Annotated in this window: 25 protein-coding genes; 9 read left to right on the top strand and 16 right to left on the bottom strand. The window is 72.3% G+C overall.

All coding sequences use genetic code 11. The annotated features are described in order from the left end of the window. Window positions 1-49 precede the first annotated feature (49 nt). Entirely contained in the window at window positions 50-808 is a 759-nt protein-coding gene (hisF, locus tag VH969_RS24060) for an imidazole glycerol phosphate synthase subunit HisF (protein WP_331978007.1), read from the bottom strand. A 39-nt stretch (window positions 809-847) separates the two neighbouring features. Between hisF and VH969_RS24055 the strand changes: the two genes are divergently transcribed. Genes VH969_RS24055 through VH969_RS24045 form a run of 3 tightly spaced genes read left to right on the top strand, consistent with a single transcriptional unit; the run spans window position 848 to window position 2,930 of the window. Beyond that, window positions 848-1,420: a TetR/AcrR family transcriptional regulator gene (locus tag VH969_RS24055; protein WP_331978005.1), complete on the top strand. Its 573-nt coding sequence runs from the start codon at window positions 848-850 to the stop codon at window positions 1,418-1,420. Window positions 1,421-1,476: 56 nt separating this feature from the next. Beyond that, window positions 1,477-2,199 carry an ABC transporter ATP-binding protein gene (locus tag VH969_RS24050; RefSeq protein ID WP_331978003.1) on the top strand — a complete coding sequence of 241 codons (723 nt, stop codon included), beginning with the start codon at window positions 1,477-1,479 and terminating at the stop codon, window positions 2,197-2,199. Next, window positions 2,196-2,930 carry an ABC transporter permease gene (locus tag VH969_RS24045; protein WP_331978001.1) on the top strand — a complete coding sequence of 245 codons (735 nt, stop codon included), beginning with the start codon at window positions 2,196-2,198 and terminating at the stop codon, window positions 2,928-2,930. Before VH969_RS24050 ends, VH969_RS24045 begins: the two co-directional genes overlap by 4 nt. A 21-nt stretch (window positions 2,931-2,951) precedes the next feature. Here VH969_RS24045 and priA read toward each other — a convergent pair whose 3' ends face one another. From priA to VH969_RS24025, 4 genes are all read right to left on the bottom strand, one after another. Next, window positions 2,952-3,692 (bottom strand): bifunctional 1-(5-phosphoribosyl)-5-((5-phosphoribosylamino)methylideneamino)imidazole-4-carboxamide isomerase/phosphoribosylanthranilate isomerase PriA, encoded by a 741-nt coding sequence (gene priA / locus VH969_RS24040; RefSeq protein ID WP_331977999.1) that lies wholly within the window; start codon window positions 3,690-3,692, stop codon window positions 2,952-2,954. Window positions 3,693-3,757: 65 nt separating this feature from the next. Beyond that, complete coding sequence (gene hisH / locus VH969_RS24035; protein ID WP_331977997.1) at window positions 3,758-4,390, bottom strand: imidazole glycerol phosphate synthase subunit HisH; 633 nt, start codon at window positions 4,388-4,390, stop codon at window positions 3,758-3,760. Between the two features lie 9 nt (window positions 4,391-4,399). Continuing rightward, a complete protein-coding gene (locus tag VH969_RS24030; RefSeq protein ID WP_331977995.1) occupies window positions 4,400-5,299 on the bottom strand; it encodes a transketolase family protein in 900 nt (299 codons plus the stop codon). Between the two features lies 1 nt (window position 5,300). Beyond that, window positions 5,301-5,978: a thiamine pyrophosphate-binding protein gene (locus tag VH969_RS24025; protein ID WP_331977993.1), complete on the bottom strand. Its 678-nt coding sequence runs from the start codon at window positions 5,976-5,978 to the stop codon at window positions 5,301-5,303. A gap of 86 nt (window positions 5,979-6,064) precedes the next feature. Between VH969_RS24025 and soxR the strand changes: the two genes are divergently transcribed. Next, complete coding sequence (soxR, locus tag VH969_RS24020; protein ID WP_331977991.1) at window positions 6,065-6,529, top strand: redox-sensitive transcriptional activator SoxR; 465 nt, start codon at window positions 6,065-6,067, stop codon at window positions 6,527-6,529. On the opposite strand, the gene VH969_RS24015 is transcribed toward soxR, so the two are convergent. Continuing rightward, entirely contained in the window at window positions 6,522-6,929 is a 408-nt protein-coding gene (locus tag VH969_RS24015) for a DnaJ family domain-containing protein (protein ID WP_331977989.1), read from the bottom strand. The two genes, soxR and VH969_RS24015, sit on opposite strands and share 8 nt — an antisense overlap. A gap of 58 nt (window positions 6,930-6,987) precedes the next feature. Here VH969_RS24015 and VH969_RS24010 point away from each other — a divergent pair, with 58 nt between their 5' ends. Next, window positions 6,988-7,443, top strand: a complete 456-nt coding sequence (locus VH969_RS24010) for a GNAT family N-acetyltransferase (RefSeq protein WP_331977987.1) — start codon at window positions 6,988-6,990, stop codon at window positions 7,441-7,443. Here VH969_RS24010 and VH969_RS24005 read toward each other — a convergent pair. Genes VH969_RS24005 through hisD form a run of 4 tightly spaced genes read right to left on the bottom strand, consistent with a single transcriptional unit; the run spans window position 7,440 to window position 10,625 of the window. Next, the gene (locus VH969_RS24005; RefSeq protein ID WP_331977985.1) at window positions 7,440-7,598 is read right to left on the bottom strand and encodes a CG2302 family histidine operon protein; all 159 of its coding nucleotides are present in this window, start codon (window positions 7,596-7,598) and stop codon (window positions 7,440-7,442) included. The two genes, VH969_RS24010 and VH969_RS24005, sit on opposite strands and share 4 nt — an antisense overlap. Window positions 7,599-7,609: 11 nt before the next feature. Next, window positions 7,610-8,209 (bottom strand): imidazoleglycerol-phosphate dehydratase HisB, encoded by a 600-nt coding sequence (gene hisB / locus VH969_RS24000; protein WP_331977983.1) that lies wholly within the window; start codon window positions 8,207-8,209, stop codon window positions 7,610-7,612. Further along, window positions 8,206-9,306, bottom strand: coding sequence for a histidinol-phosphate transaminase (locus VH969_RS23995; protein WP_331977981.1), 1,101 nt, complete (start codon window positions 9,304-9,306; stop codon window positions 8,206-8,208). The genes hisB and VH969_RS23995 overlap by 4 nt, the downstream gene beginning before the upstream one ends. Then, on the bottom strand, window positions 9,303-10,625 hold the full coding sequence (gene hisD, locus VH969_RS23990) for a histidinol dehydrogenase (protein ID WP_331977979.1): 1,323 nt from the start codon (window positions 10,623-10,625) through the stop codon (window positions 9,303-9,305). The genes VH969_RS23995 and hisD overlap by 4 nt, the downstream gene beginning before the upstream one ends. A 188-nt stretch (window positions 10,626-10,813) precedes the next feature. On the opposite strand from hisD, the gene VH969_RS23985 reads away from it, so the two are divergent. After that, entirely contained in the window at window positions 10,814-12,088 is a 1,275-nt protein-coding gene (locus tag VH969_RS23985) for a M14 family metallopeptidase (RefSeq protein ID WP_414638610.1), read from the top strand. Between the two features lie 86 nt (window positions 12,089-12,174). Here the strand turns inward: VH969_RS23985 and VH969_RS23980 are convergent, their stop codons facing one another. Together VH969_RS23980 and VH969_RS23975 are read right to left on the bottom strand one after the other, a co-directional pair. After that, entirely contained in the window at window positions 12,175-13,353 is a 1,179-nt protein-coding gene (locus tag VH969_RS23980; protein ID WP_331977975.1) for an aminotransferase class V-fold PLP-dependent enzyme, read from the bottom strand. Continuing rightward, the gene (locus VH969_RS23975) at window positions 13,338-14,876 is read right to left on the bottom strand and encodes an ABC transporter substrate-binding protein (RefSeq protein WP_331977973.1); all 1,539 of its coding nucleotides are present in this window, start codon (window positions 14,874-14,876) and stop codon (window positions 13,338-13,340) included. Before VH969_RS23975 ends, VH969_RS23980 begins: the two co-directional genes overlap by 16 nt. 69 nt (window positions 14,877-14,945) lie before the next feature. On the opposite strand from VH969_RS23975, the gene VH969_RS23970 reads away from it, so the two are divergent. Further along, the gene (locus VH969_RS23970) at window positions 14,946-15,740 is read left to right on the top strand and encodes a carbon-nitrogen hydrolase family protein (protein WP_331977971.1); all 795 of its coding nucleotides are present in this window, start codon (window positions 14,946-14,948) and stop codon (window positions 15,738-15,740) included. 19 nt (window positions 15,741-15,759) lie between these two features. Here the strand turns inward: VH969_RS23970 and VH969_RS23965 are convergent, their stop codons facing one another. After that, a complete protein-coding gene (locus tag VH969_RS23965) occupies window positions 15,760-17,076 on the bottom strand; it encodes a cytochrome P450 (protein WP_331977969.1) in 1,317 nt (438 codons plus the stop codon). 49 nt (window positions 17,077-17,125) lie between these two features. On the opposite strand from VH969_RS23965, the gene VH969_RS23960 reads away from it, so the two are divergent. After that, complete coding sequence (locus VH969_RS23960; RefSeq protein WP_331977967.1) at window positions 17,126-17,698, top strand: TetR/AcrR family transcriptional regulator; 573 nt, start codon at window positions 17,126-17,128, stop codon at window positions 17,696-17,698. On the opposite strand, the gene VH969_RS23955 is transcribed toward VH969_RS23960, so the two are convergent. Then, window positions 17,699-17,875, bottom strand: a complete 177-nt coding sequence (locus VH969_RS23955) for a hypothetical protein (protein WP_331977965.1) — start codon at window positions 17,873-17,875, stop codon at window positions 17,699-17,701. A 68-nt stretch (window positions 17,876-17,943) separates the two neighbouring features. Beyond that, complete coding sequence (locus VH969_RS23950; RefSeq protein WP_331977963.1) at window positions 17,944-18,852, bottom strand: homocysteine S-methyltransferase family protein; 909 nt, start codon at window positions 18,850-18,852, stop codon at window positions 17,944-17,946. A gap of 83 nt (window positions 18,853-18,935) precedes the next feature. Here VH969_RS23950 and VH969_RS23945 point away from each other — a divergent pair, with 83 nt between their 5' ends. Beyond that, window positions 18,936-19,544, top strand: a complete 609-nt coding sequence (locus VH969_RS23945; RefSeq protein WP_331977961.1) for a TetR/AcrR family transcriptional regulator — start codon at window positions 18,936-18,938, stop codon at window positions 19,542-19,544. Here VH969_RS23945 and nadC read toward each other — a convergent pair. Further along, window positions 19,541-20,395 carry a carboxylating nicotinate-nucleotide diphosphorylase gene (gene nadC, locus VH969_RS23940; RefSeq protein ID WP_331977959.1) on the bottom strand — a complete coding sequence of 285 codons (855 nt, stop codon included), beginning with the start codon at window positions 20,393-20,395 and terminating at the stop codon, window positions 19,541-19,543. The two genes, VH969_RS23945 and nadC, sit on opposite strands and share 4 nt — an antisense overlap. Window positions 20,396-20,440 lie beyond the last annotated feature (45 nt).

Genomic DNA, 20,440 nt, shown 5'->3' with positions numbered 1-20,440 from the left:
TTCCCGTAACTCGACCCTGGCGTCACGCCGGCGCGGGACGCGGAGCGGTTCATCGGACCTCGACTCCGGCGCGGCGCAGGGCGTCCTTGACCTCACCGATGCGCAGCTGTCCGAAGTGAAACACGCTGGCGGCGAGCACGGCGTCCGCGCCGGCCCGCACCGCGGGCGGGAAGTGGTCCACCGCGCCGGCGCCACCGCTGGCGATCAGCGGCACGTCCACCGCGGCGCGGACGAGCTTGATCAGCTCGAGGTCGAAGCCGGCCTTGGTGCCGTCGGCGTCCATGGAGTTCAGCAGGATCTCGCCGACGCCCAGTTCCTGGCCCCGGGCGGCCCACTCGACCGCGTCGATGCCGGTGCCCTTCCGGCCGCCGTGCGTGGTGACCTCGAAGCCGGACGGCGTGTCCGCGCGCCGGGCGTCCACGGACAGGACGACGCACTGCGCGCCGAACCGCCGCGAGCACTCGCGCAGCAGCTCCGGGCGCAGGATGGCCGCGGTGTTGATGCTGACCTTGTCCGCGCCGGCCCGCAGCAAACGGTCCACATCGGACGCGGCACGCACGCCGCCGCCCACGGTCAGCGGGATGAACACCTGCTCCGCCGTGCGGCGCACGACGTCGAAGGTGGTCTCCCGGTCCGAAGAGGACGCCGTGACGTCCAGGAACGTGAGCTCGTCGGCGCCCTCGGCGTCGTAGGCGGCCGCGAGCTCGACCGGATCGCCCGCGTCGACGAGGTTGGTGAAGTTGACCCCCTTCACCACCCGGCCGGCGTCGACGTCCAGACAGGGGATCACCCGGACCGCGACGGACATGCCGTCGAGGATACTGGCGGTGGGACGAGAGGAGCCGAGGTGGCGCGTACCGGTCGGCGGCCGGGCCAGACCCAGACCAGGGACGACATCCTCGTCGCCGCCCGCAGGCAGTTCGCGGACCGCGGGTACGGCGGCGCGACCATCCGCGGCATCGCGGCCGAGGCCGGCGTCAACCCGGCGCTGGTCCACCACTTCTTCGGCTCGAAGGACCAGGTCTTCGTCGCGGCGCTGAACCTGCCGTTCAACCCGTCGCTGCTGGTGAACACCCTGCTCGAGGGGCCGCGCTCGGAGATCGGCGAGCGGATCGTGCGGCTGTTCCTCGGGTTGTGGGAAAGCCCGGACACCCAGCTGCCGTTCTTCGCCCTCGTCCGCTCGGTGACCACGAGCCCCGAGGTGGCCGACCAGCTGCGCCAGTTCCTCGAGACGGCCGTCCTCGCCAGGGTGGCGACGGCGCTCGACCTCCCGCCGCTGCGGCTCACCGCCGCGGCCTCGCAGATGATGGGCCTGGCGGTGGTCCGCTACGTCCTGCGTGCCGAGCCGATGGCGTCGGCCTCGACGGACGAGGTCGTGGCCCTGGTGGCGCCGGTCATCCAGCACTACTTCACCGCCTGACCGTGTCCTGAACTTCCGTCTTGACGCGGTTTCTCAACAGATGCAGAATTAAACACATGACTAATTACGCGGTTGAGGCCGAGCGGCTGAAGGTCCGCCGCGGTGGCCGCGAAGTACTGCACGACGTGAGCTTCGCCGTAGAGCACGGCTCCATCACCGGCCTGCTCGGCCCGAGCGGGTGCGGCAAGACGACCCTCATGCGCTGTGTCGTCGGGGTGCAGATCGTCGCCGGGGGGACGGTCACCGTGCTCGGCACGCCGGCCGGCAGCGCATCGCTGCGCAACAAGATCGGCTACGCGACGCAGAACCCGTCCGTCTACGCGGACATCACGGTCACCGAGAGCCTCCGCTACTTCGCCGCGATCCTGCGCGCGCCCGAGGGCGACGTCGAGCGGGTGATCGAGGAGGTGGGTCTCGACAGGAATGCCGACCAGTTGATCGGGGACCTGTCCGGCGGCGAGCTCAACCGCGCGAGCCTCGCCGTCGCCCTGCTCGGCCGGCCCGAGCTGCTGGTTCTCGACGAGCCGACCGTCGGGCTCGACCCGCTGCTGCGCGAGGAGCTGTGGACGCTGTTCCACAAGCTCGCCGGCAAGGGCGTGACGCTGCTCGTCTCGAGCCACGTCATGGACGAGGCCGCCCGCTGCTCGCGGCTGTTGTTGATGCGTGACGGCTACATCCTGGCCGACGACACACCGGCCGCGTTGCGCCAGAAGACCGAGACCGCCGACCTCGAGCAGGCCTTCCTGCGCCTGGTCCGGGAACAGGAGGCGATCGCATGAACGCGACCCTCACCGCGGCGACCGCCAAGCGAATCCTGACCCAGCTCCGCCACGACCACCGCACGGTCGCGCTGATGGTGCTGGTGCCGTCGGTGCTGTTGATCCTGCTGCGCTACGTGTTCAACAACGAGCAGCAGTTCAGCGCGGCCGCGCCGGCACTGCTCGCCGTCTTCCCCTTCGCGATCATGTTCATCGTCACGTCGATCACCACGCTGCGCGAGCGCACGACGGCGACGCTCGAACGCCTGATGACCATGCCGATCGCCAAGCTCGACCTGCTGTTCGGCTACGCGATCGCGTTCGGCGTCGTGGCCGTGGTGCAGGTGCTGGTCGCGGCCGGCATCTCGCTCACCTGGCTCGGCCTGGAGATCGACGGCTCGGTGTGGCTGCTCCTGCTGATCGCGGTGCTGGACGCCCTGCTCGGCACGGCGCTCGGCCTGCTCGCGAGCGCGTTCGCGCGCACCGAGTTCCAGGCGGTGCAGTTCATGCCGGCGATCGTGATGCCGCAGATCCTGCTGTGCGGGCTGTTCGCGCCGCGCGAGGCGATGGCGCCGGTGCTGGAGTGGCTGTCGAACATCATGCCGCTGTCGTACGCGGTCGACGCGCTCACGCAGGTCACCCATTCGGCCGATGTGGACCTGACGCTGGTGCGGAACCTGATCATCGTGGCCGGCTGCGGGTTGCTCGCCCTGTTCCTGGGCGCCGCGACGCTCCGCCGCCGCACGGCGTGAGTATGGGTAGCCGAGGGGCGGTCAGCCGCGACGGGTGAGCGCCAGCGCCGCGGGCAGCGTGAACGCCCGGGTGTAGAGCGCCTTGCCGATGATCGTCCCCTCGACGCCGACGTCGGCGAGGCCGGCGAGCGCCGCCACGTCGTCGAGGCTCGACACGCCGCCGGACGCGACCACGGGGGCCTTCGAGCGCGCGCAGACGTCCCGCAGCAGCTGGAGGTTGGGTCCCTTGAGGGTGCCGTCCTTGCTCACGTCGGTCACGACGTAGCGAGCGCACCCGTCGCGCTCGAGCCGGTCGAGGACGTCCCAGAGCCGGCCGCCGTCCTCGGTCCACCCGCGCGCGGCGAGCCGGTGCTCCCCGTCGGGGTCGATGCGCACATCCAGCCCGACCGCGATCCGATCCCCGCACTCACCGATGACCTTGGCGCACCACTCGGGATTCTCGAGCGCGGCCGTGCCCAGGTTGACCCGCGCACACCCCGTGGCGAGCGCCGCCGCGAGCGAGTCGTCGTCCCTGATCCCCCCGGAGAGCTCCACCTTGACGTCCAGCCGCCCGACGATGCCCGCCAGCTGCTCCCGGTTGTCCCCCGTCCCGAACGCGGCGTCGAGATCGACGAGATGGATCCACTCGGCCCCGTCGTCCTGCCAGGCACGCGCCGCGTCCCAGGGGTCGCCGTACCCGGTCTCGGTCCCGGAACGTCCCTGGAGCAGGCGCACGGCCTTGCCCTCACGAACGTCGACAGCAGGAAGGAGGGTGAACGTCACCCGGGGAGCGTATCGAGGGCAATTATCCCGACCGCCGAGGCCGGGTCGGCCCGCCCGGTCGGGCTTCAGCTCAGGGTCTTGAGCCAGTTCGTCAGGAGGTGGGCGCCCGCGTCGCCCGACTTCTCCGGATGGAACTGGGTCGCCCACAGGGGGCCGTTCTCCGCCGCCGCGACGAAGTCGCTGCCGTGGGTCGACCACGTGACCAGCGGCTCGGGCATCGGGTAGTCGGGCTTGAGCTCCCACTCGAGGGCCGCGTACGAGTGCACGAAGTAGAACCTCGTGTCCGCGGAAAGGCCGGCGAACAAAGCCGAGCCCGCGGGCGCGCGGACCGTGTTCCAGCCCATGTGCGGCACCACGTCCGCCGCCAGCCGGGACACCGTGCCCGGCCACTGGCCGCAACCCCGCGTCTCGACGCCATGCTCGATGCCGCGTTCGAACAGGACCTGCATGCCCACGCACACACCCAGCACCGGCCGCCCGCCGGCCAGGCGCCTGTCGATGATCTGGTCCCCGCGCACGTCCCGCAGCCCCGCCATGCACGCCGCGTACGCGCCCACGCCCGGCACCACCAGGCCGGCACAGTCGAGCGCGGCCTGGCGGTCCGAGGTCACCTCGACGTCCGCGCCCACCCGTCGCAGCGCGCGCTCCGCCGACCTCAGGTTGCCGGACCCGTAGTCCAGCACGACTACTCGTGCCACTCCCCCAGGCTACGAGATCGTCCGCCGCACCACGTCGGCGATGCCCGCCGCGTCCAGGCCGTGGACGGCGTCGTGCTCGCCGGCCGTGCCGTACGCGTGTACCTCCAGGTCACGGCGCACGCCGACCGACCGCAGGCGGTGTGGGACGTCCAGCGCGGCGGCCACCTCGTGGGCGGACGTGCCGGCCAGGTAGGGCTCCACGAGCACCACGTTCGGCGACGCGGCGGCGACGGCGTCGCGCAGCGCCGCGTGGTCGAACGGGCGGACGGTACCGGCGTACAGCACCGTCACGTCCAGTGTGGACGTCGCCTCGAGGACCGCGTCCAGCGTCGGGCCCACGGCGACCACGACGCCGAGGCGGCCCTGACGCACCGGCACGAACCCGCCGACCGGGTACGCCGAGGAGTTCTCCCGCGCCGACAAGCGCACGTACACGCGGCCGGTACCGGCGAGAGCGTCGCGCAGCAGCGGCTCGGCCTCGTCCGGATGGCCCGGCACGTGGATGGTCCAGCCCGGCAGCGTGTCGAGCAGCGCGACATCGCCGGGCCCCTGGTGAGTACGGCCCACCGCCGGGTCGTCGTACGAGCCGCCGATGCTGACCAGCACGGCGCCGACGTCCTGGTGCCCCAGGTCCAGCTTGATCTGCTCGAACGGCCGCTCGACGAGGAACGGCGTGTAGCTGTGCACGACGGGGCGCATGCCGGCCAGCGCGAGACCGCCGGCCACGCCGATCATCGCCTGCTCGCGGATGCCAACGTTGATCACGCGGTCGGGGTGGCGCGCTCTGGCCTCGGCGAAGGCTGCCGCCGAGATGTCCGCCGTGACCACGGCCAGCCGCGGGTCGAGGTCGAGCGCGCTGGTCACGGTGTCGGTGAACACGGTGCGCATGATCTTCACGGTGCTGGTCATCTCAGTGCTCCTTGTCGATCTCGGCCACCACCACGGACGGGCGGCCTGGGTGGGACGTGGTGAACGCGCGGTACAGCGCGTCGTGGTCACGACCGTCGACCGTCTCGGCGGCCCAGCCCTCGGTCTCGAACCGGCGGGCGATCCCGCCCGGCCAGCCGTGGCTCGACGAGCCGTTGTCGACGGCGACCGCGGTCAGCCGGTCCAGGCCGAGCCGGCCGGCGAGCGCGATGGCCTCGTGGTTGCTGCCCTCGTCGAGCTCGCCGTCGCCGACGAGCACGACCGTGCGTGCGGTCCGGCCCTGCGCGCGCAGGCCGAGCGCGGTGCCGACGCCGAGCCCGAGGCCGTGCCCGAGCGAGCCGGAGCCGATCTCGACGCCGGGTAACAGCAGGCGGTCCGGGTGCTGCCCGAGCGGCGAGCCGAACGTCGTCCAGCCGTCGAGCGTCTCGGGCGGGAAGAAGCCCTTCGCGGCCAGGACGGCGTAGTACGCCATCGGCCCGTGTCCCTTCGACAGCAGGAACCGGTCCCGGTCCGGATCGTCGACGTTGGCGGGGCTGATGTTCAGCACCCGGTCGTAGAGGACCCACAAGACGTCCAATGTGGACGCCGCGGCCCATTCGTGCTTCTCGTCGCCGGTCATCCGTGCGAACAGGCCGGCGAGGTCCTGAGTCGTGCGAGTCATGACCCGAGGGTGCAACTTCGAGTCCGGTGGAGGTCAAGGACGCCGATCTCGACCTAGGTCGAGGGTTGCGCGGTAGGGTCGGTGACGTGCCGAAACTGCCCGACGTGCTGACGATCGGTGAGGTGGCCAGACGCAGCGGCGTCCCGCACACCGCACTGCGGTTCTACGAGGAGCGGGGGCTGATCTTCGCCGAGAGAACCGCCGGCAACCAGCGGAAATACGCCAGGGCGGTGCTCCGGCGGCTGGCGTTCATCCGCACGGCACAGCGGGTGGGACTGTCCTTGGAGGAGATCCATGAGGCGCTCGCCACACTTCCGGAGGGCCGCACGCCGACGAAGGCGGACTGGGCACGGCTGTCCAACGTGTGGCGCGGCGAGCTGGACGCCCGCATCGACGCGATGCAGCGCTTACGCGACCGGCTGACGGCGTGCATCGGTTGCGGTTGCCTCTCCCTGAAGTCCTGCCACCTCATGAACCACGACGACGTCCTGGCCGAGCTCGGCCCCGGCGCCGCGCGCCTGAAGGCCGCGTCGGAAGGCGGCATCAACTAGCCGCGCGGCGCGCCCGCCAGTCCGCGACGGTCTCCTCGACGTCCAGCAGCCGCACGAGCAGCGGCGGTCCCCCGCTCGGGATGAGGATCTCCCGCTTGATCCGCTTGTTCAGGTCGGCCACGATCTCGCGGACCTTCCCCTCAGAGCGCACCCCGTCGAGCCGCGCGGGCAGGTCCTCGATCTCCTTGCGCAGCGCCAGCGACGGCGGCAGCAGCGGCTTCGTGTCCGCGTGCTCCGCGCGCAGCTTGTCCGCCACCCACTCCATGACGTCGTCCGACCGGCGTGGCAGCGGCTTGCCCGCGAGGGGCAGGTTGTCGAACTCGCCGCGGTTCTGGGCGGCGCGGATCTGCTGCTCCACCCAGCTCCCGACCGGCATGTCGGCGGGCTTGCGCTCGGTCATACCGCCATGGTCCCACGTCACCTTCCCCACCCCGGGGCTCGTCGGCGAGGATCACATCGTGATCGGGCCACCGGAGGAAGCGGACGTGCCGGCACTGGTCGACCTGCTCGAGCAGCTCGACCGGTTCTACGGCGTCACCGAGTTCGAGCCGGCCGGCTTGCGCGCCAAGCGGGTCCGGGACGTGCTGTTCGGCACGCCGCCCGCCGCGCACGCGCTCGTCGCCCGCGACGGCGGCGCGCTCGTCGGCATCGCGACGTACTCGTTCCACTGGCCGGCCAAGGGCCTGCGCACGTCGGTCTTCATGAAGGACCTCTTCGTCGCCGAGAGCCACCGGGGCGCGGGCGTCGGCGAGCAGCTGGTCCGGGCGCTGCGCGCGGCCGCCGCCGAGCGCGGGTGCGGGCGCGTCGAGTGGACGGTCGACTCGTGGAACGACGGCGCGCGACGCTTCTACGAGCGGCTGGGCGCGCGGCGCGACGGGCGCCGGTTCTACCGGTGGGACGAGCCGGTGGACTAGGAGGTGAGCCAGACGACCGCGCCGGCGACCGCGACCGCGGCGGCCACGGCCAGGATGATCGCCAGCACGCGGGCCGTCTTCCACGTGGAGTAGACGCCGCCGAGCAGGAAGCCGGCCACCGCGAACAGGCCGATGACCACGAGCTCCTTGGACATGGCGCCGAAGCCTAGAGCACGCCCTTCGTGCTGGGGACGCCGGAGCTCCGCGGATCGGCCTCCGCCGCCGCGCGCAGGGCCCGTGCCGCGGCCTTGTACTGCGCCTCGGTGATGTGGTGCGGGTCGCGGCCGTGCAGCACCCGCAGGTGCAGGGCGATCCGGGCGTGGAACGCCAGCGACTCGAACACGTGCCGGTTCAGCACGGTCGGGTAGTTGCCGCCCACGACGAAGCCGGCGAGAGCCTCCGGCTCTCCCAGGTGGACGCAGTACGGCCGGCCGGACACGTCGATCGCCGCGTGCGCGAGGGTCTCGTCCATCGGGATCCACGCGTCGCCGAAGCGGCGGATGCCCTGCTTGTCCCCCAGCGCCTTGCCGATCGCCTCGCCGAGCACGATCGCCACGTCCTCGACCGTGTGGTGCGCGTCGACCTCGACGTCGCCGGTCGCGCGGACGGACAGGTCGAACGCGCCGTGCACGCCGAACGAGGTGAGCATGTGGTCGTAGAACGGCACGCCGGTGGACACGTCCACCTTCCCGGCGCCGTCCAGGTCGATCTCGACGACGACCTTCGACTCCTTCGTGGTCCGTTCGATCCGGCCGGTGCGGTTCACCTGACGATCTCCTTACTGGCGGCCAGGAACGCGTCGTTCTCGGCCGGTGTGCCGATGGTAACCCGCAGGTGGGCGGGGATGCCGACGTCCCGGATGAGCACGCCCTGCGCCAGATAGGACTCCCAGGTGGCGCGCGCGTCGCCGAAACGTCCGAAGAGGACGAAGTTGGCGTCGCTCGGCACGACCGAGAAACCCTGGTCCCGCAACGACTCCATGACCCGGTCGCGCTCCGCGGCGAGCGCGTGCACCGACCGCAGCGTGTCGCCGGCGTGCCGCAGCGCCGCCCGCGCCGCCGCCTGCGTGAGCACGGACAGGTGGTACGGCAGCCGCACCAGCTGCAGCGCGTCCACCACCGCGGGCGCGGCGGCGAGGTAGCCCAGCCGCCCGCCCGCGAACGCGAACGCCTTGCTCATCGTGCGGGACACGATCAGCTTCGCGGGGAACTCGTCGAGCAGCCGCACCGCGCTCGGTCGCGACGAGAACTCCGCGTACGCCTCGTCGACGACGATCAGCCCGGGCGCGGCCGTGATCAGCTCGCGCAGCTCGGCGAGCGGTATCGAGCCGCCGGTCGGGTTGTTCGGGCTGGTCACGAACGTGACGTTCGGCGCCCGTTCGGCGAGCAGCGCGGCCGCGGCCGCCGTGTCGAGCGTGAAGTCGGGCCGGCGCGGGGTCGGCACCCACTCGGTGCGCGTGCCGGCCGCGATGATCGGGTGCATCGAGTAGGACGGCTCGAAGCCCAGCGCCGTGCGGCCGGGCCCGCCGAACGCCTGGAGGATCTGCTGCAGTACCTCGTTGGACCCGTTGGCCGCCCACAGGTTCGCCACCGACAGCGCCACCCCGGTCGACGCGGTCAGGTAGCTCGCGAGGTCGGTGCGCAGCGCCACGGCGTCGCGGTCCGGGTAGCGGTGCAGCGACGCCGCCGCCTCGGTCACGGCCGCGGCCACGTCGGCGACGAGCGCGGGTGGCGGCGGGTACGGGTTCTCGTTGGTGTTGAGCCGAACCGCGACGTCCAGCTGCGGCGCGCCGTAGGGGCTGCGGCCGCGCAGGTCCTCGCGCAGCGGCAGGTCGGTCAGTTCGATGCCGTCCCCGAGCGTCACCCGGCGCTCCCGAACCGGGCGGTGACCGCCTGGCCGTGCGCGGGCAGGTCCTCGGCGTTCGCCAGCGCGACGACCTCGGGCGCGACGTCGGCCAGGGCCTCGCGCGAGTAGTCGACCACGTGGATGCCGCGCAGGAACGTCTGTACGGACAGGCCAGACGAGTGCCGCGCACAGCCGCCCGTGGGCAGTACGTGGTTGGAGCCCGCGCAGTAGTCGCCGAGCGAGACGGGGCTGTGCGGGCCGACGAAGATCGCCCCCGCGGCCCGTACCCGGGCGGCTACCGCAGCCGCGTCGGCGGTCTGGATCTCGAGGTGCTCGGCGGCATAGGCGTCGACGACCGCCAGGCCGTCGTCCACGGTGGACACCAGGACGCAGCCGGACTGCGCGCCGCGCAACGCGGTCGTGATCCGCTCGGTGTGCTTGGTGCGCCCGACCTGGCGGGCGAGCTCGGCGTCGACCGCGTCAGCGAGCTCGGCCGAGTCGGTGACGAGCACGCTCGCGGCGAGCGTGTCGTGCTCGGCCTGGCTTATCAGGTCGGCCGCGACGTGCCCGGGGTCGGCCGTGCCGTCGGCGAGGATCGCGATCTCGGTCGGGCCGGCCTCGGAGTCGATGCCGATCAGCCCGCGCAGCAGCCGCTTCGCCGCGGTGAGGTAGACGTTGCCGGGCCCGGTGACCATGTCGACCGGCTCGAGCGCGGTGCCGTCGGTGTCGGTGCCGCCGTACGCGAGCAGCGCCACGGCCTGCGCCCCGCCGACCGCCCACACCTCCGACACGCCGAGCAGCGCCGCCGCGGCAAGGATCGTCGGGTGCGGCCGGCCGCCGAACGCGGCCTGCGGCGGCGAGCAGACGACGAGCGACTCCACCCCGGCGGTCTGCGCGGGGACGACATTCATCACGACGCTCGACGGGTAGACCGCGAGCCCGCCCGGCGCGTACAGCCCGACGCGGCGCACCGGAACCCAGCGCTCGGTGACCGTTCCGCCCGGCACGACCTCCGTAGTCACGTCCGCGCGGCGCTGGTCGGCGTGGACCGCGCGCGCCCGCCTGATCGACTCGTCGAGGGCCGCTCGCACGCCGGCGTCGAGGCCGTCGAGCGCCTCCTTCAGGTCCTGCTCCGGCACGCGGACCGAGGTCGGCCGCACCTGGTCGAACCGCTCGGTGTACGCCAGCGCCGCCTCGACCCCGCGCGAGCGCACGTCGTCCACGATCGGGCGAACTTGATGCAGCACCGCGTCCACGTCCGTGTCGGCGCGCGGGAGCATGCCACGCAGCTCGGCCGGGGACGGGACACGACCACGCAGGTCGGTGCGGCTCAGCATCGGTTTCCTTCGGTTCGAACGGCTGGTACGCCCAGGGTATGCGGTCGGACGGCGGGGCCGAACGGCCCACTACGTTCGTCTGGGGATCGGCCGCCCACCGGGTTTGCCCGACCAATGACGGGTTGTCGCCGATCGATCACGGGACGCAGGCTCAGGCGATCACTCTCGCATCCATGTTCGGAGGGGACATGCTCACCAAACGTCGCGCGGTCGGCCTGGCAGCCGCCACCGCGGCCGTCGCCCTGCTGGTGACAACGGCCTGGCAGGCCGGCGCGCAGGAGCCCACCGCCGCCCCGGCGCCCGAACGTGGCGTCTACCAGCTGACCGGTGCGTCCGACGCTCCCGCCCGCACGCAGGTCGTGAGCTCCGGCGTCGACGTGCTCGACGAGGGCCTCGACGGCACCGCGATGCAGGTCGTGGCCAGCCCGCGGCAGGCGGACCTGTTGCGCGCCAAGGGCTACCGGCTCGAGCTGACCGGCGACTTCGCCAAGCTGCTGAAGCAGCGCAGCGGCCCGGGCGCGAAGGACGTGCACGCGAACGACTTCCCCGCCGGTGACGAGGGCTACCACACCTACGACGAGATGAAGGCCGAGGTCCAGCAGGCCACGACCGACCACGCGGCGATCACGCAGCTGTCGAGCGTCGGCCAGTCCTTCGAGGGCCGCGACATCCCCGTGCTGAAGATCAGCGACAACGCGGCCACCGACGAGGACGAGCCCGAGGTGCTGTTCACCTGCAACATGCACGCGCGGGAGCACCTGACCACGGAGATGTGCCTGCACATCATCCAGCGGTTCACCGACGGCTACGGCACCGACCAGAACGTCACGAACATGGTCGACAACCGCGAGATCTTCGTCGTGCCGAGCCTGAACCCGGACGGCTCCGAGTTCGACATCTCCGGCGGCGAGTACCAGGGCTGGCGCAAGAACCGCCAGCCGAACGACGACGGCACGGTCGGCACGGACATCAACCGCAACTTCTCCTACAAGTGGGGTTGCTGCGGCGGCTCGAGCGGCTCGACCTCGGCCGAGGACTACCGCGGCCCGTCGGCCGGGTCGGCACCGGAGGTGGCGGCGATCCAGAACTGGGTGCAGGGCCGGCAGTTCAAGGCGCACATCGACTTCCACACGTTCTCCGAGCTCGTGCTCTGGCCGTTCGGCCACACCTACGACGAGGTGACCGAGGGCATGACGCAGGAGGAGTACGACCACTTCAAGGACATCGGCACGCAGATGGCGTCGACGAACAACTACACACCCGAGCAGTCGAGCGGCCTGTACATCACCGACGGCGACATCAACGACTTCATGTGGGGCACCCACAAGGTCCTGAGCTACTGCTTCGAGATGTACCCGTCCGACGGCGGCATCGACGGCTTCTACCCGCCCGACGAGCAGATCGTCCCGCAGACGACACGCAACGACGCGGCGGTGGACATCCTGCTGAACAACGTGGCCTGACTCGGCAGGACGCAACGGCGCCTCCACGTGCGGGTGGGGGCGCCGTTCACTGTCCGGAGACTCGATCTCGCGCGGGAACGGTCCGGTCAAGAGCGGAGAACGGCGACTGCCTCGTCGAGTTGGGGCTCCGTGACGAAGTAGTGCGGGGAGGCACGCACGACCTCCGGCAGCGCGCGGCGGCTCATGTCGTACTGGGTGGACGTCACGTCCGTCGTCGAGACCGTGATGCCTCGGGCGACCAGGTGGGCCTCGACCTCGGCAGGCGACCGGCCGGCCACCGTGAAGCTCACGATGCCGCAGCGGTCCGGGCCCAGGTCGTGGACCGTCACGTCCGGGACCGTCGCGAGGGCCGAACGCAGGTACGCGGCGCGCGCGCGAACCTCGGCAGAGATCGCGTCGATGCCCAGGTCCAGCGCGTACCGGACGGCGGCCAGCAGGCCCAGCCGGTCCGCCACGCTCGACTCCCACAGCTCGAACACCCGGGCGTCCGCGCGCAGCTCGAAGCCCGTCGGCGACGTCCACGTGGCCGACCGCAGGTCGACCTGCCGGGGTCGCAGCCGCGGCCGCACCGCCCGGCGCACGACCAGGAAGCCGCTCCCCCGCGGGCCGCGCAGCCACTTGCGCCCGGTCCCCGAGACGATGTCGACGTCGAGCGCCGCCACGTCGATCGGGACCTGGCCCGCCGACTGGCACGCGTCGAGCAGCACCAGCGCGCCCACCTCGTGCGCCGCCGACACGATCGGCGCGACCGGGTTCACCAGACCGCCGTTCGTCGGCACGTGCACCAGCGACACCAGCCGCACCCGTTCGTCCAGCATGGACCGCAGCGCGTCCACGTCGACCGAGCCGGACGGCGTGGACGGGATCCGCGACACCGACGCGCCGACCTCGGCCGCGCGCCGCAGGATCGGGATCGCCTGGCCCGCGTACTCGACCTCGGTCACCAGGACCCGGTCGCCCGCCGAGAGGGGCACCGCGTCGAACGCCGCCAGCCACGCGCGCGTCGCGCTGTCGGTGAACGCCACCTCGTCCGCCTCGCAGCCGAGCAGCGACGCCATGAGCCCGTAGCCGGCCTCGAGGTCCTCGAGCCGCTCGGCGTACGCGCGGTAGCCGCCGACCTCGGCCTCGCGGTGCAGGTGGCCGATGACCTCGTCGAGCACCTGCACCGGCGGCAGCGACGAGCCCGCGCTGTCGAGGAACACGCCGCGGTGGCAGGCGGGGGTGTCCGCACGCACGGCGTCCACGTCGATCATCGCGGCGTCCACTTCTCGAGGTTCCACCAGGCGCCCCAGCTCATGCTCGGCCCGGACGCGTCGACCACGGGCTCGTAGCCGTCCCAGCTCTGGCGCATCACGTACGTGTGGTTCGGCGAGACCAGCACGACCATGCCCGGCCCGGCCACGTACGCCCGCTGCAACCGCCGGTAGGCCGTCGCACGCTCGGCCGGGTCGGTCGCCGTGCGGCCGAGGTCCAGCTCCGCGTCGACGGTCTCGTCGACGTACCCGCCGAGAGCGCCCTTGCCCGACCGCAGCACCGGGTACAGCGCGAGGTCCGGGTCGAACGGGTCACCGAAGCCGGTGACCATCGCGCCGGTCAGCGCGCCCGCGCTCACCGGGGCCAGGTCGACCTGGACACCTACCGACCGCGCGTTGGTCGCGAAGGCCTCCGCGAGCCCGGACGACACGGTGTCGCCGGCGAGGTAGTGCAACGTGAACTGGGCGGCGGTCGAGCCCTTCGCGCGGATGCCGTCCGCCCCGGTGACCCAGCCGCTCGCGTCGAGCTGGTCGAGTGCCTGCGTGATGTCGTAGCCGAACTTCGCCTCCGGCTCGACGAACTCGGCGAGCACGCCCGGCATCGGCGTGTAGGCCACGGATCCCTGCCCGGCGAGCACGTCGGTGACCATCTGCTCGCGGTTCATCGCGTGGTTGAGCGCGAGCCGGACCGCCCGGTCGCCGGTCACCGGGTTGTCGGCCGGCAGCACGACCGCCCGCAGGTCGGCCGCGCTGTGTGAGACCACGCGCATGCCGTCGGCGTTGTCGAACTCCTTCGCCAGCGCCGGCGGCAGGGCCGCGCCGTCGAGCTTGCCGTCGCGCAGGCGCTCCGCGCGGCTGTCGTCGTTCGGGATGAACTCGATCGTGACCTTCTTGATCGCGGGCGGCCCGTCCCAGTAGTCCTTGTTGGCGACGAGCTCCATCCGCGAGCCGTGCCGCCAGTCGGTGACCCGGTAGGGCCCGGTGCCGATCGGCAGGACCGGGGCCGGCCCGGTCAGCGACTCGCTCGGCAGGATGCCCAGCACGAGCAGGTCGGGGAACGGCGCGTACGGCGCGTTGAGCGTGAAGTCGACGGTCGCCTCGTCGACCACCTCGACGGACTTGAGCATCGAGAACCGTTGCCGCACGGGCGAATGCCGGGCCGGGCTCAGCATCGCGCGGTAGGTGGCGACCACATCCGCGGCCTCGAACGGGCTGCCGTCGGTGAACGTGACCCCGGGCCGGAGCTTGACCGTCCACGTGCGACCGTCCGGGGACGGCTCGGGCAGGTCCGCGGCGAGTGCCGGGCGCAGCGAGGAGTCCGCGTCGTGCTCCACCAGGCCCTCGAAGATCTTCGCGGCACCGTCCTCGGCGTACCCGTCGAGCGGGTTCAGTTCGGCCGGCTCGTCGGCGACGGCGAGCACCAGCGACGTGCCCGCCGGGTCGCCGGAGGCCGGCGGACCGGGGTCGGCGGTGCACGCGGTCACGACCAGCGCGGCGGCGAGCACCGGCACGAGGCGGCGGCACTTGATGGGCACGAGGCTCGACCCTAGCCGGGCGACATATCCTCGCGTGGGTGGACTAGGGATTACCGAGCCGGGGAGGTATTGGTGCGCATCGCGCTGTGCCAGATCACGTCGACGGCGGTGCCGTCGGACAACCTCGCGCTCGTGCGCGACGCGGTGGCCCGCGCCGCCGCCGAGGGCGCGGCGGTAGCGGTGTTCCCCGAGGCGACGATGGCATCGTTCGGCACGTCGCTCGCGCCGCTCGCCGAGCCGGTGGACGGCCCGTGGGCCACGGCGGTCGCGTCGATCGCGGTCGAGCACGACATGCTCGTCGTGGCCGGCATGTTCACGCCGTCGCCGGACGGGCGGGTGTTCAACACGCTGCTCGCGACCGGCCGGGGGCAGCACCTGGGCTACGACAAGATCCACCTGTTCGACGCGTTCGGCTTCGCGGAGTCCAGGACCGTGGCGGCCGGGTCGGACCTGGCGCTGGTGTCGGTGGACGACGTGACGATGGGGCTCGCGACCTGCTACGACGTGCGGTTCCCGGAGCTGTTCACCCGGCTGGCCGACCGCGGGGCGACGGTCATGCTGATGGGCGCCTCGTGGGGGGCGGGCCCCGGCAAGCGCGAGCAGTGGGAGCTGCTCGTCCGCGCGCGGGCGCTGGACTCGACGTCGTGGCTGGTGGCGTGCGGCCAGGCGGACCCGGCGGTGGCGGGTGTGGAGGTACACCCGAAGGCGCCGACGGGGATCGGCTACAGCACCGTGGCGTCGCCGGCGGGTGTGGTGGTCGGGCAGTTGGGCGCGGGCCCGGACGTGCTCGTCGTGGACGTCGACGTGGCGCAGGTGGAGAAGACGAGGGAGTCGATCCCCGTACTCGCCAACCGCCGCCTCTAGTGTCCCGCGCCGCAGGACACTAGCGAGGCGTGGCGATCACGACGCCGCCGCGGGCCGGGGTCAGCGTGATGTTGCGGGGCTTCGGGAACTCGGGCTTCGGGCGGTCCGGGCGCAGGGTGTAGCGGGTCAGCACCGCCCGCAGGACGGCAGCCGCCTCCTGCAGGGAGAAGCCCGCGCCGATGCACCGCCGCACGCCGCCGCCGAACGGGATCCACGTGCCGGCTTCCGGTTGCTTGCCGATGAACCGGTCCGGGCGGAAGTCCTCCGGGTCGTCGTGCAGGGTGGCGTCGTGGTGGACCAGCGAGATGCTCGGGCCGACGACCGCGCCGGCGGGGAGGCGGTAGCCCGCCACCGCGGTCGGCTCGGTCAGCATGCGGGCCACGTTCTGGATCACCGGCCGCTTGCGCATGGCCTCCTTCGCCACCGCCTGCAGGTAGTCCTCGTCGCCGTCGTCGGCGGCCTGCCGGGCGCGGCGCTGGACGTCCGGGCGCCGGGCGAGCTCGTGGAACGACCACGCGAGCGCCGTCGCCGTCGTCTCGTGGCCGGCGAGCAGCAGGGTGATCATCTGGTCTCGGAGCTCCAGGTCCGACAGCTCGCCGGATTGTTCGGCCCTGCCCGCGGTCAGGAGCCGGGACAGCACGTCGTCGCGGTCGGCGAGGTCGCCCGCGGCCTTGCGGTCCGCGATCTCCGCGTACAGCAGCTCGTTCACCCGGCGCAGGTTCTCGAAGTTCCGCTTCCACCGGCCGATGCGCCGCAGATTCGGGTACGTCCAGCCGAGAACGGTGAGCGGGCCGATGTCGGAGATCCGGCGCAGCCGCGGGCGCAGCTCGGCCAGCCGGGGGCCCTCGCCCATGCCGAACACGACGCGCAGGATGATCTCGAGCGTCACCGCGTTCATCCGCGGGTGCGTCGGGAACGGCCGGCCCACCGGCCAGCCGGCGGCATCCTCCGCCGCGAGCGAGGCCATCATGCCGGCGTACCCGCGAAGCGCGGCCCCGTTGAACGCGGGCATCAGCAGCTTGCGCGCCCGCAGGTGCTCGTCCTCGTCGGTGATCAGCAGCGAGTGCTGGCCCATCACCGGCCGCAGGATCGCGTTGCCCTCGCCCGCGTGGAAGATCGTGGGCGAGCCGGCGAACACCTCGCGGATGTGCTCGGGCCGGGTCAGCGTGACGACCAGCCGGTCACCGGCGATGCGCGTCGTGAACGTCTCGCCGTACCGGCTGCGCAGGTGCAGGTGCATCTGGCGGCGGGCGACGAGGAACAGGATCGTCTGCATCAGCGGCGGCAGCCTCGGGCCAGGCGGGAGCGTCGGCGCGTTGGCCTCGAGGGTCGCCATGCCCCGTTTATACGCGCGTATAGATGCCCGCACAAGGTAACGTCGTCCCGTGGGCCATCGCGAACAGCTGCTCGTCGCGGCGCGGCAGTTGTTGGAGGACAAGGGTTACGCGCACATCACCGCGCGCGACCTGGTCGCCGCGTCGGGCACGAACCTGGCCTCGATCGGCTACCACTTCGGCTCGAAGGCGGGCCTGCTCAACGCCGCCCTCGGCATGGTGTTCGAGGAGTGGACCACGCAGCTGACGACCGCGGCGCTGGCCGAGCCCGACGCGTCGCCGATCGAGCGCGCGCACCTGGCGTGGGCCGCGCTGCTGGACTCGCTGACCGGCCGGCGCGCGCTGCTCGTGTCCTTCATGGAGGCGCTCGCCCAGGCCGACCGCGACCCGCAGCTGCGCGAGCAGCTGGCCGGGATGTACCGCAATACGCGCCGGCACGTGGCCGAGCTGGTGGCCGCCGCGCTCGACGCGTCCGTGGCGGACCCGCGGTGCACGGCGGTCGCCAGCTGGGTGATGGCCGTGTGCGACGGCCTGTCGATGCAGTGGCTGCTCGACCCGGCGTCGACGCCGGCGGGCGAGCACCTGTTGCGCGGCCTCGCCGACCTGCGCGCGATCTCCGAGTGATCAGCCGACCGGCACGGTGAACTCGATCGTCAGGACCGCGATGGCGCCCAGCACCACCCACACGAAGCCGAGCACCCGATGGCGTTCCCGGACGTCGTCGAGTCCGGCTGCGCTCCAGTGCGTGAGCAGACCCGTGGCGGCGAGGATGACGAGCACGATGAAAGCGGTCCCGTTCATGGCCGGTGCCTCCGTTCCACTTGGTAAGGAGGACCGGCCGGCGGGTTTGATACGTCGGGTCGCCCGGCTCAGGCCGGCACGGGCTGCTCTACCTGCCACATGCTCGCCACGTGCCGGGCGTCGGTGCCGCAGCAGCCGCCGACGATCGCGAGGTTGGGGAACGCCGGGCGCAGCTGGTCCAGGTCGGCGGCGAGCTGGCGCGGGTCCCCCTCGTCGAGCTCTTCGGCCTCGTCCAGCTCCGCGTGGCTGCTGGTCGACGCGTTGCAGCGCAGGCCCGCGACGCGCTCCTGCCAGCCGCCCGGCTCGGTCAGCGCCGCGCCGACGTGGGTCGGGTGCGCGCAGTTGACCAGGTAGTAGTCCGGGCCGCCCGCGTCGTCGACCACGCCGATCGCGTGCGCCAGCGTGTCGCCGGCGGGCAGCCTGCCGTCGGTCTCGACGGTGAACGAGACCGCCACGGGCACGCCGGCCTCGCGGGCGGCGCGGACGAACCCGATCGCCTCGCCGGTGTCGGTCAGCGTCAGCGCGGTCACCACGTCGACCCCGGCCCGCGCGAACGCGTCGACCTGCGGCCGGTGGTACGCGGTCGCCTCGTCCGCGGTCATCAGGTGCTCGGGCCGGTAGCCGTCGCCGCGCGGGCCGACGGTGCCGCCGAGGCGCACCTCGGTATCCGCGTGCCGCTCGCCGATCCCGGCCAGCAGCTCGACCGACGACTCGTTGAGCCGGGCGAGCGCGGCCGGCGAGTAGCCGAGCTTCTCGCCCCAGTCGCTGCTGGCCCGCCAGGTCGGCGTCTCCAGCAGGACGGGTACGCCGGCGCGGGCCGCGATCGCCGCGTAGCCGGCGAAGTAGCGCTCGAGCAGCACGCGCCCCTCGTCGGTCTCCACCAGCGGGAACGCCGCGAAGTACGGCAGGTCCACGCCGCTGTGGAAGATCAGGTCGGTCTCCAGGCCACCGTCGGTGACCGCGGGTCTGACAGGCATCTCTCTCACTCCCATTTGCCCGGTTCGTTCCAGACTGTTTGGTCTAGTTTGTAGCAGACCAGTTAGTCTGGTACAAGTGTGTTGTGCCGAAAGACGGAGCGCCGACGCGGGACCGGATCCTGGACGCCGCCGAGCGGCTGGTGATCGAGAACGGCTTCGCGGCGACGTCGGTGGACCAGGTCATCGCCGAGTCGGGGACGTCGAAGGGCTCGTTCTTCCACCACTTCGAGTCCAAACTGGACCTCGCGCGCTCGCTCGTCGCGCGCTACGCCGCGGCCGACGTCGCGAACCTCGACGCCGCCCTCGCGACCGTCCGCGAGCGGACCGGTGACCCCGCGAAGCAGGCGATCGAGTTCGTCCGGATCTTCGAGGACGGCGCCGACGAGCTCATGAGCGCGCAGTCGAGCTGCCTGTACGTGTCGATCCTGACCGAGCGCCAGCTCGCGGCGGCGGGCACGTCGGAGCAGATCGTCGGGGCCATCGAGGCGTGGCGGGTGGCGCTCTCGGAGATCCTGCGCGCGGCGCTGGCGGACCGCCCGGCCGCGGCCGACGTCGACCCGGACGCGCTCGCCGACCACGTCTTCGTGACGTTCGAGGGTGCGTTCCTGCTGTGCCGGTCGACAGGGGACACCGGGCACATGCGCGCGCAGCTGCGGGTGCTGCGCCGGATGTTCGAGTCGCTGCTCGCCTAGCTTTGGGACCGGCGCAGGTCCATGCCGAGGTCCAGCGCCGGCGCGGAGTGGGTCAGCGCACCGACCGACAGGTAGTCCACGCCGGTCTCCGCGTACGCGCGGGCGTCGGCCAGCTTGAGCCCGCCCGAGACCTCCAGCCTCGTCGGCGTGCCCGCGGCGCGGTGGACCGCGAGCGTGCACATCGCCGGGGTGAAGTTGTCCAGCAGGACCAGCTCCGCGCCGAAGGCGAGCGCCTCGTCGAGCTGGTCGAGCGTGTCGACCTCCACCTCGCACGGCAGGTCGGGCGCGTGCGCGCGGGCGGCGCGCAGGGCGGCGGTGACCGAGCCGGCGGCGAGCACGTGGTTGTCCTTGATCAGCACGGCGTCGCCCAGGCCGAGGCGGTGGTTCTCCCCGCCACCGCAGCGCACGGCGTACTTCTCCAGCAGCCGCAGGCCCGGCAGCGTCTTGCGGGAGTCGCGCACCACCGCGCCCGTGCCGGCGATCGCGTCGACCCACGCGGACGTCGCGGTCGCCACGCCGGACAGGTGGCACAGCAGGTTCAGCGCGGTGCGCTCGGCGGTCAGCAGGCCGCGGACCGGACCGCGCACCACCAGCGCGGGCTCCCCCGGGGCGAGCCGCTCGCCGTCCTTGCGCTCGGCCAGCACCTCGTACGAGTCGAGAACCGAGCCGAAAACCTCGAGGGCCACCGGGACACCCGCCAGCGTGCCGGGCACGCGCGGGGTCAGCTCGGCCACCGCGACGGCGTCCGCCGGCACGGTGGCCGCGGTGGTCGCGTCCGGGCCGTAGCGCAGGTCCTCTTCCAGCGCCAGCGCCACCACGCGCTTCATGTCGCCGTAGTTCAGGTCAGTCATCGAAGCTCCCAACCGCGCCTAAGGGGAACGGGACGCGGCCCAGCC

Origin of the sequence: Actinophytocola sp., assembly GCF_036555685.1 — a bacterium.
In the GTDB taxonomy this organism is placed as follows: Bacteria; Actinomycetota; Actinomycetes; order Mycobacteriales; family Pseudonocardiaceae; genus Actinophytocola.
The sequence above is the reverse complement of the archived record's forward strand: the minus strand, read 5'-3'. Positions and strand labels throughout refer to the sequence as shown.

Coding starts and splice junctions, on each gene's coding strand:
- hisF (WP_331978007.1), bottom strand. CDS start 808: ATGTCCGTCGCGGTCCGGGTGATCCCCTGTCTGGACGTCGACGCCGGC.
- VH969_RS24050 (WP_331978003.1), top strand. CDS start 1,477: ATGACTAATTACGCGGTTGAGGCCGAGCGGCTGAAGGTCCGCCGCGGT.
- VH969_RS24045 (WP_331978001.1), top strand. CDS start 2,196: ATGAACGCGACCCTCACCGCGGCGACCGCCAAGCGAATCCTGACCCAG.
- VH969_RS24030 (WP_331977995.1), bottom strand. CDS start 5,299: ATGACCAGCACCGTGAAGATCATGCGCACCGTGTTCACCGACACCGTG.
- VH969_RS24025 (WP_331977993.1), bottom strand. CDS start 5,978: ATGACTCGCACGACTCAGGACCTCGCCGGCCTGTTCGCACGGATGACC.
- VH969_RS24015 (WP_331977989.1), bottom strand. CDS start 6,929: ATGACCGAGCGCAAGCCCGCCGACATGCCGGTCGGGAGCTGGGTGGAG.
- VH969_RS24005 (WP_331977985.1), bottom strand. CDS start 7,598: ATGTCCAAGGAGCTCGTGGTCATCGGCCTGTTCGCGGTGGCCGGCTTC.
- hisD (WP_331977979.1), bottom strand. CDS start 10,625: ATGCTGAGCCGCACCGACCTGCGTGGTCGTGTCCCGTCCCCGGCCGAG.
- VH969_RS23985 (WP_414638610.1), top strand. CDS start 10,814: ATGCTCACCAAACGTCGCGCGGTCGGCCTGGCAGCCGCCACCGCGGCC.
- VH969_RS23965 (WP_331977969.1), bottom strand. CDS start 17,076: ATGGCGACCCTCGAGGCCAACGCGCCGACGCTCCCGCCTGGCCCGAGG.
- VH969_RS23955 (WP_331977965.1), bottom strand. CDS start 17,875: ATGAACGGGACCGCTTTCATCGTGCTCGTCATCCTCGCCGCCACGGGT.
- VH969_RS23950 (WP_331977963.1), bottom strand. CDS start 18,852: ATGCCTGTCAGACCCGCGGTCACCGACGGTGGCCTGGAGACCGACCTG.
- nadC (WP_331977959.1), bottom strand. CDS start 20,395: ATGACTGACCTGAACTACGGCGACATGAAGCGCGTGGTGGCGCTGGCG.